We start from the raw sequence: 12085 nt of genomic DNA on the forward strand, positions 1-12085 counted from the left end.
CTGCGCTATCGGCTGCGAAGACGTCTCAGGCCGCGATGGCGTCGCGGCCGCCGCGCACCTTGCCTTGCGGCATCTCGCTGCCCGGCACCAGGTTGGCGACCAGCAGCCGCGCCGGATCGACCGGCCCCGGCAGGGTGATCCGCCCCATCGGCACCGGCGCAAAGCCGAGCGGCCCGTAATAGGGCGCATCGCCGACCAGCAGCACGCTCTTCTCGCCCAGCGCCTGCGCGGTCTTCAGCGCCTGGTTGACCAGCAGCCGGCCCAGTCCCCGGTTCTTGAAGGCGGGCGCCACCGCCAGCGGGCCGAGCAGCTGCGAGGGCGCATCGCCGATGGTGATCGGCGTCAGCCACACCGAGCCGGCGAAGACGTCGCCGCTCATGCCCACGAAGCTCAGCCGCCGGTCGTGCTCGACCCCCTCGCGCAGACGGAAGGCCGTCTTGGCGAAGCGTCCCGGGCCGAAGGCTTCGGCCTGCAGGTCGAGAATGGCGGGAAGGTCGGAAGGCAGTTCGTTCCGGATAAGCCAGGACAGTGCGAGCATGGATCGGATCTCGGTGGTCGGTACGGTCAGGCGGAAACTTGCGCCTTCGATCCGCTCCGCCGGTTCATCCCCAACGCTCTAGCCGGATCTCAAGGCACACGTGTGACGACGCGCGAGGGCTGGCCTCGTCGCAAGTCTCGTCGTCGCTGCCGTTCGATCCTGTTCATCGCGTCCTGCTCTTGCGGCACGCCTTTCGGCATCCGCGGCAACCGGTCTCGGTCCGACCCGCCTCCCGCAACCGGGAAGGCTATCATGGCCGGATGGGGTCGGTATCATGCAATGCCCGGACCGTAAAGCGCTTTTAAGGCCCGGACCATCGTTCACTCACCGTGAATGGTCCATTCGCGCGGTTGAAGCCGCGCGACCCGGTCCCATCTCCTATCGTGAACGACAGCGACACGAGAGGGGAAACGCGACATGGGCATGCTGGTGGACGGAGTGTGGAAGGACGTGTGGTACGATACCAGTTCGACCGGCGGGCGGTTCGAGCGAAAGGAGTCCTCCTTCCGCAACTGGGTCACCCGCGACGGCGCCCCCGGCCCCAGCGGCAGGGGCGGTTTTTCCGCCGAAAGCGGCCGCTACCACCTCATGGTCTCCTTCGCCTGTCCCTGGGCGCACCGCACGCTGATCTTCCGCAAGCTCAAGGGCCTGGAGGACAAGATCTCGCTTGCTGCGGTCGAGCCGCTCATGCTGGAAAACGGCTGGACCTTCGCGAAGCCCGAACCCGAGACCGGCGCCGAGACCGCCTGGCAGGTCTATGTGAAGGCCGACCCGGATTACACGGGCCGCGCCACCGTGCCGATCCTCTGGGACCGCAAGACGCAGACCATCGTCTCGAACGAATCGGCGGAGATCATCCGCATGTTCAATTCCGCCTTCGACGACCTTCCCGGCGTCGAGAGCGGGCTGGACTTCTTTCCCGAAGGCCTGCGTCCCGAGATCGAGGAGGTCAACGCCCGCATCTACGACGAGGTCAACAACGGCGTCTACAAGGCCGGCTTCGCCACCACGCAGGAAGCCTATGAGGAGGCGGTGACGACCCTTTTCACCGCGCTCGACTGGCTGGAGGACCGCCTGTCGCGCCAGCGCTATCTCGTCGGCGGCCAGTTGACCGAGGCCGACTGGCGCCTGTTCACCACGCTTTTGCGCTTTGATCCGGTCTATGTCGGCCACTTCAAGTGCAACATCCGCCGCATTGCCGACTATCCGGCGCTGTCCGGCTACCTGCGCGAGCTCTACCAGCATCCCGGCGTTGCGGACACCTGCGACTTCGCCACCATCAAGCGGCACTATTACGGCTCGCACGGCACCATCAACCCGACCGGCATCGTGCCGCTCGGCCCGGTGCTCGACCTGGACCGCCCGCATGGCCGCGACGCGCTGCCGAAGGGGTGACGCCCTACCAGAACGGCGAGGGCGGGCTTTCTCCGGAAAGCTCCGCGATGCGCCGCAGCGTCGCCGGGCTGGTGTCCGGCGGCAGCGCCTCCGGCGCGAAGAACCCGGCCTCGCGGATCTCGCGATTGGGCGCCAGCGCCCCGTCCGGCACCGCCTCCACCGCCGCGCGGTAGAGCGCGACATGGTCGCGGATATGGTTGCGCCGGTTGTGATAGACGGCAAAGAGCGCCGGCTCGCCGCCGATCACGCCGGTCTCCTCGCGCAACTCGCGCAGCGCCGCCTCGGCCAGCGTCTCGCCCGCATCCACCGCTCCGCCCGGCAGGTACCAGCCGGCCAGATAGGTGTGGCGCACCAGCAGCAGTCGCCCTTCCGCGTCCGTTGCCGCAACGCGCACGCCCAGCGTCATCGCCCGCTGATAGCGGGTGAGCGACAGCGTCAGCCGCCTCAGCCCCTTCATGCCCGGCAGGCTTCGCCTCATCCCGTCCGTATCCCTTCCATCGCTGTCGGGCCCCATCCGGCCGGCAGAACCGCAAGCTTTGCTTAACCCACCATGCGCGCCCTGCATGGGAGCACTGCCCGAATCGCGCTTGTTCGTGCCCGCGATTCGGCCAATTGTGCCATCGCAGCCGAAGGAGCGGCACCCGGACGAGAGAGCTCGAAAATGCGAGCGCCGGGACGAAGCCCGTCTCCAAGCTGCCTTCTCGAAGGAGAGACCCATGTTGTCGGCCCTGTTCCCGGCTTTCGCTCGTCGTCGCTATGTGTGGCGTCCGGCGGTCGACCTGACCAACCCGCGCATCGCCGCGGTGCTGACCACGTTCAGCAGCAACTGACAGGATCCTCGGCAGGGCGCGCATCGCGCCGCCGCAGAGCCTTTGTGAGCACCGTCCGCATGGGACGGATGGAAGCGCCCGGCCCCTCCGCGGCGCTTTTTGCTTGACCGCCCGCCTTCCTGTTCCTGATGTGGGCGCATGTTTCGTCTCGCCCACCTCTCGGACCCGCATCTGGGTCCCATGCCCGATGCCAGCTTCCGCGATCTCGTGTCCAAGCGGATGCTCGGCTACGTCAACTGGCACCGCTCGCGCGCCCGCTCGATGACGGCGAGCTGGCTGGACCTGCTGCTCGACGACCTGAAGGCGCAAGTGCCGGACCACGTCACGGTCACCGGCGACCTCGTCAACATCGCTCTGGATATGGAGATTTCGGCGGCCCGCCACTGGCTCGACGCGCTCGGCTTGCCGGAAGAACTGACCGTGGTGCCCGGCAACCACGATGCCTATGTGCCCGGCGCCCTGCGCCGCGCGGTGCATGCCTGGGGTCCCTACATGACCGGCGACCTGCCGCTGCAGGACGGCTTTCCCTTCATCCGCCGCCGCGGCGGCGTCGCACTGGTCGGCGCGTCCAGCGCCCGCGCCAGCGGCCCGTGGTTCGCCACCGGCCGGCTCGGCAGCGGACAGTCCCGCCGCCTGCGCGACGAGCTCGGTCGCCTCGGCGAGGAAGGCGCCTTCCGCGTGCTGCTGATCCACCACCCCCCGCAGCGCGGCGCCACCGCCTGGAACAAGCGGCTGACGGATGCCTCGCGCGTGCGCGCCGCCGTCAAGCGCGCCGGCTGCGAACTGGTGCTGCACGGCCATACGCATCTCGCCACCCGTACCGAGATCGAGGGGCCGAACGGCCCCGTCCCGGTGATCGGCGTGCCCTCCGCCTCTAACGGCCCGGGCCGCAAGCGCCCGGCCGCCCGCTACAATCTTTTCTCGATTTCCGGAAGTCCCGGCGACTGGCACTGCGAGATGGAGGAGCGCGGCATTCCCTCGTCCGCCAGGCGCGACGAACCGGCCGAGGTCGAGCTCATCGCACGGCACAAGCTGAAGATACCCGGCTGACGCAAGGCTGCGTCCCGGGCACCGGTTTTCCGACGGCGTGTCTTGACGGCGTGTCTTCTGGTGAAGAAACGTCAGTTCAGGGGATTGGCGAACCAGGCATAGCCGATCAGCGCGGCAACGCCGACCAGGATGCCGATGGCGAAGGCCGCGAACGGTCCCCACAGCCCCCGCACCGTCGGCACGGCCGCGGTGGCCGGCGCGGCCTGCTGCGGCTGCACGGCGGCCTCGGACTGCGTCGTGCGCGGCGGCTCCTTCAGGCGCTTGTTCAGCCAGTCGCCCTCGACCGCCCGCTCGCGCTCCAGCACCCGCTCGGCGATGTATTCGGTGATGCAGTCGGCCATGTCGTCGAGCTCGGGCGTCTCGAGGATGACGGTGCGGCCGAGCCTGGTGTCCTTGACGAAGCGATAGGTGCGCTTGTCGCGGCCCATCGCCACGTGGCTGGTGATGTCGATCCACAGCCGCGGCAGGTTGCCCGGCACGATCTGGAAGGAGAACTGGTCGTCGTCCTCCGGCACTTCCTTGAAGACGTCCTGCAGCTCCTCGGCGAGGAGTTCAAGACGGGCCCGCTCCGATTCCTGCAACTCCACCACCACATCGGTGCGCTCGACTTCGGCGAACTTGACCTTCCGGATGGCGTCCCGAAGGCTGCGCACCTTGGCATGCGGTACAACATTGTCGCGCGGTCTGGTCATGCATCGTTCCGATTCGAGCGAGGTAAACGAACCCTTAATAAAATTTGTACCATAGACTCGCATTAACCGCAGCATCGTGGGCAGTCGTTCGCGAGTCGTCCACGGACAAACAACGAGTTATAGTTAACGGAGATTAAGACTTCTCCATGGCAATCAGCAGTACAGATCGGGTCCGCCAGGCCGCCGCAGAGGCCGGACTCGCCATCGAGATCCGCCAGATGCCGTCGTCCACGCGCACGGCGGAAGATGCGGCCAATGCCTGCGGCTGCTCCGTCTCCGAAATCTGCAAGTCCCTCGTCTTCCTCGGCAAGTCCAGCGGCGAGATCGTCCTGCTGCTGGTCAGCGGCTCCAACCGGGTCGATGAGGCCGCCGTTGCCCAGCGCATCGGCGAGGAGCTCGGCCGGGCCGACGGACGCACCGTGCGCGAACGCACGGGCTTTGCCATCGGCGGCGTCGCCCCGATCGGGCATCTTGCCCCGGTCAAGGTCTATCTCGACGAGGACCTTACCCGATTCGAAGGCATCTGGGCCGCTGCAGGTGCCCCCAATTCGGTGTTTGCCACAACTGCGAGCGACCTGCTGAAGGCGACCGGCGCCGCCGTCATCCGCATGACGGCCTGATCCGGCCTCACTCGCCCTCGATCACCGGCACATGGGCTGCCGCATCGCGCGGCAGCACGCCGGCAAGGCGCGGGTCGTCGGAGATCTCGATGGCCCGCTTGTAGGGCGTGAAGCCGCTCGCCCGGTAAAAGCCGAGCGCCTGCGGGCTGTCGGCGGTGCAGGTATGGACGAACAGCCGCCGCGTCTGCGGCCGCGACCACACCTGCGACAGCGCCTCGTTCATCAGCCAGCGTCCCGCGCCGTTGCCGATTTCCTCCGCCACCAGCCCGAAATAGGCGAGCTCCACATCCGCCGGGTCGGTGAAGTCCAGCTCCAGCAGGCCGACCGGCTCGCCGCCGCGGCCCTTGCGGCAGAAATAGACCTCGTGCCCCGGCCGTGTCAGCGCCGCGACGAGATCCTGGTCGCTCACCGTCAGCCGCCCGAACCACAGCCACTCGTCGCCGATCCGGCGGAACAGGGCGCGATACTCGGCCGGATCGGGGCGTTCGATCCGTTCCAGCGACAGATCGGGCCGCTCGGCCCGCCGCGCCAGCGGCCGGGCCCGCATCTCCAGATAGGTGACGATGGTCGCGACCTTGCCGGCCGGCAGGTCGGTATAGCCCGACAGGTCAACGGTGATCGACGACGTCATTCTCGCTCCTTCCGCGCTGCGATGCGGCACGGCTTGAGGTAATCCGTCCGGCTCCCGCGATCAAGCGCCCCGCGTTGGCGCCGGCCCCGCCTTGCGCTAGGCTCGAGCGAGTCCCGCCCCGCCACAGGAGCCTCGATGAGACAGGTCACCCTCGCCGCCCTGCAGATGGCCTGCAGCCCCGACCGGCAGGACAATCTCGCCCGCATGGAGCGGTTGATCCGCAAAGCGGCGGCCGGCGGCGCCAATATCGTGCTGCCGCAGGAACTGTTCGAATACCCCTATTTCTGTCAGGACGAGGCGCCCGACCTGCTGCTGCGCGCGGAACCCGCCGACGGCCACCCGGCGATCGCGCGCATGCAGGCGCTTGCCGCCGAACTCGGCATCGTCATTCCGGTGAGCTTCTACGAACTCGCCGGCCAGGCCCGGTTCAACTCCATCGCCATCGTCGATGCGGATGGCAGCACTCTCGGCCTCTACCGCAAGAGCCACATCCCGCAAGGCTCCGGCTACCAGGAGAAGTATTATTTCTCCCCCGGCGACACCGGCTTTCGCGTCTGGTCCACCCGCTTCGGGCGCATCGGCGTCGGCATCTGCTGGGACCAGTGGTTCCCGGAAACCGCCCGCGCCATGGCCTTGAAGGGCGCGGAGATGCTGTTCTTCCCAACCGCCATCGGCTCGGAACTGCTCGATCCGCAGTGGGACTCCGCCGCCCACTGGCAGCGCGTCATGCAGGGCCATGCCGGCGCCAACCTGATGCCGCTCGTCGCCTCCAACCGTATCGGCACGGAGCCGGGCCGCAACGGCACCGAGCTGACCTTTTACGGCTCCTCCTTCATCGCCGATGCCACCGGCGCCAAGGTCGCCGAAGCCGACCGCATCAGCGAAGACATCCTGCTGCACACGTTCGATCTCGACGCGCTCGCCGCCTTGCGCGCCTCCTGGGGCGTCTTCCGCGACCGCCGGCCGGAGCTCTACGGCCCGCTCGCCAGCCTCGACGGCGCCGCGCCCGGAACCTCTCGCGCCAGGCCCCCTCGTCCGTGAGCGCGCCACTCGCCTCCCTGCCGGCCGCCGGCGGCTTCCGCATGCCCGGCGAGTTCGAGCCCCATTCCGGCTGCTGGATGGCCTGGCCCGAGCGACCCGACAACTGGCGCGAGGGTGCTGCGCCCGCCCGCCGCGCCTTCGCCGCGATTGCCGCCGCGATCCATGCCAGCGATCCTGTTACCGTCACCGTTTCCTCGGCGCAGGGGCGCGAGAGCGCGCAGGCCCTGCTGCCCGCCGGCATCCGCATCCTCGATATCCCTTCCGACGACTGCTGGATGCGCGACATCGGCCCGACCTTCGTCACCGGCCCCGGCGGCGAGGTCCGCGCGGTCGACTGGCGCTTCAACGCCTGGGGCGGCGAGGCGAACGGGCTCTACGCGCCCTGGGACCGGGACGATGCCATGGCCGCGCGCATCGCCGAGGTGGAAGGGGTGGAGCGTTACCGCGCGCCCTTCGTCCTGGAGGGCGGCGCCATCCATGTCGACGGCGAGGGCACCGTCTTCACCACCGCCGAATGCCTGCTCTCCGAGGGCCGCAATCCGCAGATGACACGAGGAGAGATCGAGCAGGGGCTGAAGGACTGGCTCGGCGCGACCGCCGTCGTCTGGCTGCCGCGCGGCGTTTACCTCGACGAGACCGACGGCCATGTCGACAACCTGCTGCATGTCTGCGCGCCCGGCACCGTCGCCCTCACCTGGACGAACGACAGGGGCGACCCGCAATACGAGCGCTCCGCCGAGGCGCTGGAGCATCTCGCCTCCTGCCGCGATGCGCGCGGCCGCCGCTTGCGCGTCGTCCGCCTGCCCATGCCCGGCCCGCTCCACATGAGCGCGCAGGAAGCCGCCGGGATCGCCGCCGGCGACAACGGCATGGTGCGCAAGCCCGGCGAGAGGCTCGCCGGCAGCTACGCCAATTTCTACATCGCCAATACGCGGGTGGTGTTTCCCCTGCTCGACGAACGGCACGACGCTGAAGCCGCCGCCATCCTCGCCGGGCTTTTCCCGGGCCGCGAGATCGTCGGCGTTCCGGGGCGCGAGGTGCTGCTCGGCGGCGGCAACATCCACTGCATCACCCAGCAGGTTCCGGCCTGAGGCCGGGGCCGCCCTCGGCCTTGTCGCATTCCGCAGCAAAGTGCCGTTACGGCAGATTCGACTGATAAGGGTTTGTTAACCCGTTTGCGGCGACACTGGCTCCGAACATCCGGCACCCCCCACAGCATCAGGGACCTCGTTCCACCGCCATGCCTCTCATCGGAAAATCTTTTGGCGGCGGCTTCGGCAGTGCGAAGAAGGTGTCCGGCTATCAGCAGATCCAGCAGTGGAAGGCCAAGCAGAAGGCCCATTCCGAGAAGTTCCTGAACCAGCAGGCGGTGGCGAGCAACGTTTTCGCCGTCGGGGTCAGCGAGACCCAGACCGCGACCGAAATGCTGTTCAACAACGTTGCGGCCCGGGTGAAGAAGCAAGCTGAGGCCAAGATCGCCGAGCAGAACGAAGGCATCGACAAGGCCATCGACAGCCTCGATCTCGCCAAGAACGGCGACAAGGACACCAAGAAGACCGAAGGCGTCGACGTCACGGTCTGAACGCCCGTTCTTCAGGCCATCGATCGCGTTTTGGGCGCTCCGCTTGCGGGGCGCTTTTTCGTTACACCGATCCGACCGTCTTCAGCCTTGCACGCGGATGCACCTCGTTCTGGCTCATCACGGTCGTGTGCGCGCGGAACCGCTCGACGATGGAGCGCACGAAGGGCCGGGTCTGCGGCGAGGTCAGCAGCACCGGCACCTCGCCCAGCTGCGCCGCCTGCTCGAAGGCATCGCGCACCAGGCGGACGAACTCCTGCAGCTTCGACGGCGCCATGGCCAGCGAGCGTTCCTCGCCCTCGCCGACGATCGACTCGATGAAGGCCTGCTCCCATTGCGGCGACAGGGCGATCAAGGGCAGGTAGCCGCCCGGCGCCTGGTTCGACGCCGTGATCTGGCGCGCCAGCCGCGAGCGCACATGCTCGGCGATGGTGGCCGGGTTGCGGGTGAAGCCGGTCGCCTCGGCGATGCCTTCCAGGATCGTGCCGAGGTCGCGGATCGAGATCCGCTCGGCCAGCAGCGCCTGCAGCACGCGCTGGATGCCGGAGACGGTGATCTGCGAGGGCACGATGTCCTCCACCAGCTTCGCCTGCTCGCCGGGGATTTCCTTCAGCAGCTTCTGCACGTCCGCATAGGTGAGCAGTTCGGAGACGTTGCCGCGGATCGTCTCGGTCAAGTGCGTCGCCAGCACCGTCGCCGGATCGACCACCGTGTAGCCGCGCAGCGCCGCATCCTCGCGGTACTGCCCCTCCACCCAGGTCGCCGGAAGGCCGAAGGTCGGCTCCGTCGTATGGGTGCCCGGCAGCTTCACCTGATTGCCGCTCGGGTCCATCACCATGTAGTGGTTCGGGTAGAGCTGGCCGCTGCCGGCCGGCACTTCCTTGACCTTGATGACATAGTCGTTGGCGCCGAGCTGGATGTTGTCGAGGATGCGTACCGGCGGCATCAGGATGCCGAGATCGGCCGCCAGCTGGCGGCGCAGCGCCTTGATCTGCTCGGTCAGCTGGTCGCCTTCCGCGCTCTGGTTGATCAGGGCCAGCAGCGCATAGCCGAGCTCGATGCGCAGCTCGTCCATCTTCAGCGAATCGGTCACCGGCGGCTCGGACGGCTTCGGCGGCGCAGCCGCCGCCACCTCGGCGATGCGCACCTGTTCGGCCACCTCCTTGTGCGACCTGCTGGAGCGATAGGCGAGATAGCCGGCAAGGCCGGCGAGGCTGAGGAACGGGATCATCGGGATGCCCGGCAGCATCGCCAGCGTCGCCATCACGAAGGACGACATGCCGAGCGCCTTGGGATAGCCCGACAGCTGCTGGCCGAGCGCCTTGTCGGCCGAGCCGGCGACGCCGGCCTTCGACACCAGCAGGCCGGCCGCGGTGGAGACGATCAGTGCCGGGATCTGCGACACGAGACCGTCGCCCACCGTCAGCAGCGTGTAGGAGGCGGCCGCCTGCGAGAAGCTCAGTTCCATCTGCGCGACGCCGATGATGATGCCGCCGACGACGTTGATGAAGGTGATCAGCAGGCCGGCGATGGCATCGCCCCGCACGAATTTCGAAGCACCGTCCATGGCGCCGAAGAAGGAGCTTTCGTCCTCCAGCTCGCGGCGACGCTGGCGCGCCGTCGTCTCGTCGATCAGGCCCGAGGACAGGTCCGCGTCGATGGCCATCTGCTTGCCCGGCATCGCATCGAGGGTGAAGCGCGCCGCCACTTCCGCGATACGGCCCGAACCCTTGGTGATGACGACGAAGTTCACGATCACCAGGATCGCGAAGACGATGATGCCGATGACGAAATTTCCGCCCATCACGAAGTTGCCGAAAGCCTGGATGACCTCGCCGGCGGCATCCGTGCCCTCGTGGCCGTTGGCCAGGATCAGGCGGGTGGAGGCAAGGTTCAGCGCCAGCCGCAGCATCGTCGCGATCAGCAGCACCGTGGGAAAGGACGAGAATTCCAGCGGCTTCTGAATGAACAGGCCGGTCATCAGGATCAGCACGGAGAAGATGATCGAGATGGCCAGGAACAGGTCGAGCATCATCGCCGGCATCGGCAGGATGAGCACCACCAGGATGACCATGACGCCGAGCGCCAGCGCGATGTCGCCGCGCCGGATCGTGTCCCAGGCAGAGGCAAGGCTCAACCCGCCGAGCGAAGGGCGGAATCCGCCCCCGTCCGTGCCGCCCGGCACCGCTGCCGCAACCGGGGCCAACCCTTGGGAAAGCCCCGGGGCGCCCTTGCCCTCGCCTGCCGTCACGTCGCTCATGCCGCGCCCTTCGTCACACCTTTCGGCCCGCCCGGACCGTCAACCGAACCGTTCGCCCGCCGCCCTCAGGCGACGGCGACCCGCGCCTCGCCCGGTCCGGGGACGTCGACCCCTTCGTCGGTATACTGATTCAGCTTGTTGCGCAGCGTGCGGATGGAGATCCCGAGGATCTTCGCCGCATGGGTGCGGTTGCCGAGGCAATGGTCCAGCGTGTCGAGGATCAGATCCCGCTCCACGTCGGCGACCGTGCGCCCGACCAGGGCCCGGCTGACCGCCTCGGCGGTGGCCGCGACATCGGCGGCAAGCCGCGCATCGGGGCTGCGGCCGGGCGCGATCGGACTGCCGTCCGGCATGCGGATGGCATCGACGTCGATCTCCTCGCCGCTCGCCAGCAGCACCGCCCGGTGCATGGTGTTTTCCAGCTCGCGCACGTTGCCCGGCCAGGGATTGGCCAGCAGCATCCGCCGCGCCTCTTCCGAGATCGGGCGGCGGCGCACGCCGTTCTCGCGGGCATAGCGCTCGACGAAATGCGAGGCCAGCTCGACGATGTCCGTCGGCCGCTCGCGCAGCGGCGGCAGCTTCAGGTTCACGACATTGAGGCGGTAGAGCAGGTCCTCGCGGAACGTGCCGGCGCGCACCGCCTCGGCGAGGTCCCGGTTGGACGTGGCGATGATGCGGATGTCGACGGGCACCGGCTTGCCGCCGCCGACCCGGTCGATCACCCGCTCCTGGATCGCTCGCAGCAGCTTGGCCTGCAGCCGCACGTCCATTTCCGAGATCTCGTCGAGCAGCAGCGTGCCGCCATTGGCTTCCTCGAACTTGCCGACGCGCCGGGCGATGGCGCCGGTGAAGGCGCCCTTCTCGTGGCCGAACAGCTCCGATTCCAGCAGCTGCTCGGGGATCGCCGCGCAGTTGATGGAGATGAACGGGCGGTTGGCGCGGGACGAGCGGGCATGCACGTAGCGGGAGATCACCTCCTTGCCCGAGCCGCTCTCGCCGGTCACCAGCACCGAGGCGTCGGACGGGGCGATCTGCTCGGCCAACCGCACCACGGAGGCCATGGCCGCGTCGCGATAGATGATGCTCGACTGGTCGCGCGCCACCGCCGCCAGCACGGCGGCGATCATCTCCGGATCCGGCGGCAGCGGGATGTATTCCTTGGCGCCGGCGCGGATCGCCCCGACCGCGGCGCTCGCGTCCGTCTTGACGCCGCAGGCGACCACCGGCAGGTGGAAGCGCTCGCCCTCCAGCCGCTCGATCAGGTCGGCGATGTCCAGCCCGACATCCGCCATCACCAGGTCGGCGCCGCGCCCGGCGCGCAGCACCTTCAGCATCTCCTCGATCGTCGCCGCATGGGTGACGGAGGCGCCCCGGTCCATGGCGATCTTCGAGGCGGTGATCAGCTGGCCTTCCAGCGTGCCGACGATCAACAGTCGCATGGGTCTTCTC

The 12085-nt window shown here is 68.2% G+C and carries 12 protein-coding genes; 6 read left to right on the forward strand and 6 right to left on the reverse strand.

Annotation, left to right across the window (positions count from 1 at the left end; all coding sequences use genetic code 11):
* Positions 1-25 precede the first annotated feature (25 nt).
* A complete protein-coding gene (locus MNI96_RS19530; protein WP_249695859.1) occupies positions 26-538 on the reverse strand; it encodes a GNAT family N-acetyltransferase in 513 nt (170 codons plus the stop codon).
* Positions 539-955: 417 nt separating this feature from the next.
* Between MNI96_RS19530 and MNI96_RS19535 the strand changes: the two genes are divergently transcribed.
* A complete protein-coding gene (locus MNI96_RS19535; RefSeq protein WP_249695861.1) occupies positions 956-1933 on the forward strand; it encodes a glutathione S-transferase family protein in 978 nt (325 codons plus the stop codon).
* Positions 1934-1937: 4 nt separating this feature from the next.
* On the opposite strand, the gene MNI96_RS19540 is transcribed toward MNI96_RS19535, so the two are convergent.
* Positions 1938-2411: an NUDIX domain-containing protein gene (locus tag MNI96_RS19540; RefSeq protein ID WP_249695863.1), complete on the reverse strand. Its 474-nt coding sequence runs from the start codon at positions 2409-2411 to the stop codon at positions 1938-1940.
* Positions 2412-2901: 490 nt separating this feature from the next.
* Here MNI96_RS19540 and MNI96_RS19545 point away from each other — a divergent pair, with 490 nt between their 5' ends.
* Positions 2902-3813: a metallophosphoesterase family protein gene (locus MNI96_RS19545; protein ID WP_249695865.1), complete on the forward strand. Its 912-nt coding sequence runs from the start codon at positions 2902-2904 to the stop codon at positions 3811-3813.
* A gap of 71 nt (positions 3814-3884) precedes the next feature.
* Here MNI96_RS19545 and MNI96_RS19550 read toward each other — a convergent pair whose 3' ends face one another.
* Positions 3885-4505 carry a hypothetical protein gene (locus tag MNI96_RS19550; protein WP_249695867.1) on the reverse strand — a complete coding sequence of 207 codons (621 nt, stop codon included), beginning with the start codon at positions 4503-4505 and terminating at the stop codon, positions 3885-3887.
* 146 nt (positions 4506-4651) lie between these two features.
* On the opposite strand from MNI96_RS19550, the gene MNI96_RS19555 reads away from it, so the two are divergent.
* Positions 4652-5125 (forward strand): YbaK/EbsC family protein, encoded by a 474-nt coding sequence (locus tag MNI96_RS19555; RefSeq protein ID WP_249695869.1) that lies wholly within the window; start codon positions 4652-4654, stop codon positions 5123-5125.
* A gap of 7 nt (positions 5126-5132) precedes the next feature.
* Here MNI96_RS19555 and MNI96_RS19560 read toward each other — a convergent pair whose 3' ends face one another.
* Positions 5133-5756 carry a GNAT family N-acetyltransferase gene (locus MNI96_RS19560; RefSeq protein ID WP_249695872.1) on the reverse strand — a complete coding sequence of 208 codons (624 nt, stop codon included), beginning with the start codon at positions 5754-5756 and terminating at the stop codon, positions 5133-5135.
* Between the two features lie 135 nt (positions 5757-5891).
* Between MNI96_RS19560 and aguB the strand changes: the two genes are divergently transcribed.
* The 3 genes from aguB (at position 5892) to MNI96_RS19575 (ending at position 8379) form a co-directional block, all read left to right on the forward strand.
* Positions 5892-6797 carry an N-carbamoylputrescine amidase gene (gene aguB / locus MNI96_RS19565; protein ID WP_249695873.1) on the forward strand — a complete coding sequence of 302 codons (906 nt, stop codon included), beginning with the start codon at positions 5892-5894 and terminating at the stop codon, positions 6795-6797.
* A complete protein-coding gene (aguA, locus tag MNI96_RS19570) occupies positions 6794-7888 on the forward strand; it encodes an agmatine deiminase (RefSeq protein ID WP_249695875.1) in 1095 nt (364 codons plus the stop codon). The genes aguB and aguA overlap by 4 nt, the downstream gene beginning before the upstream one ends.
* Before the next feature lie 200 nt (positions 7889-8088).
* Positions 8089-8379, forward strand: coding sequence for a hypothetical protein (locus MNI96_RS19575; RefSeq protein WP_249695878.1), 291 nt, complete (start codon positions 8089-8091; stop codon positions 8377-8379).
* Positions 8380-8440: 61 nt separating this feature from the next.
* On the opposite strand, the gene flhA is transcribed toward MNI96_RS19575, so the two are convergent.
* A complete protein-coding gene (flhA, locus tag MNI96_RS19580) occupies positions 8441-10636 on the reverse strand; it encodes a flagellar biosynthesis protein FlhA (protein WP_249695879.1) in 2196 nt (731 codons plus the stop codon).
* A gap of 65 nt (positions 10637-10701) precedes the next feature.
* The gene (gene flbD, locus MNI96_RS19585; RefSeq protein WP_249695882.1) at positions 10702-12075 is read right to left on the reverse strand and encodes a sigma-54-dependent transcriptional regulator FlbD; all 1374 of its coding nucleotides are present in this window, start codon (positions 12073-12075) and stop codon (positions 10702-10704) included.
* Positions 12076-12085: the final 10 nt, after the last annotated feature.

It is taken from the genome of Stappia sp. WLB 29 (assembly GCF_023507705.1).
Taxonomy (GTDB): domain Bacteria; phylum Pseudomonadota; class Alphaproteobacteria; order Rhizobiales; family Stappiaceae; genus Stappia.

Bases quoted from the DNA above. Each gene is read 5' to 3' on its own strand.
- MNI96_RS19530 (WP_249695859.1), bottom strand. From the start codon at position 538: ATGCTCGCACTGTCCTGGCTTATCCGGAACGAACTGCCTTCCGACCTT.
- MNI96_RS19535 (WP_249695861.1), top strand. From the start codon at position 956: ATGGGCATGCTGGTGGACGGAGTGTGGAAGGACGTGTGGTACGATACC.
- MNI96_RS19540 (WP_249695863.1), bottom strand. From the start codon at position 2,411: ATGAGGCGAAGCCTGCCGGGCATGAAGGGGCTGAGGCGGCTGACGCTG.
- MNI96_RS19545 (WP_249695865.1), top strand. From the start codon at position 2,902: ATGTTTCGTCTCGCCCACCTCTCGGACCCGCATCTGGGTCCCATGCCC.
- MNI96_RS19550 (WP_249695867.1), bottom strand. From the start codon at position 4,505: ATGACCAGACCGCGCGACAATGTTGTACCGCATGCCAAGGTGCGCAGC.
- MNI96_RS19555 (WP_249695869.1), top strand. From the start codon at position 4,652: ATGGCAATCAGCAGTACAGATCGGGTCCGCCAGGCCGCCGCAGAGGCC.
- MNI96_RS19560 (WP_249695872.1), bottom strand. From the start codon at position 5,756: ATGACGTCGTCGATCACCGTTGACCTGTCGGGCTATACCGACCTGCCG.
- aguB (WP_249695873.1), top strand. From the start codon at position 5,892: ATGAGACAGGTCACCCTCGCCGCCCTGCAGATGGCCTGCAGCCCCGAC.
- flhA (WP_249695879.1), bottom strand. From the start codon at position 10,636: ATGAGCGACGTGACGGCAGGCGAGGGCAAGGGCGCCCCGGGGCTTTCC.
- flbD (WP_249695882.1), bottom strand. From the start codon at position 12,075: ATGCGACTGTTGATCGTCGGCACGCTGGAAGGCCAGCTGATCACCGCC.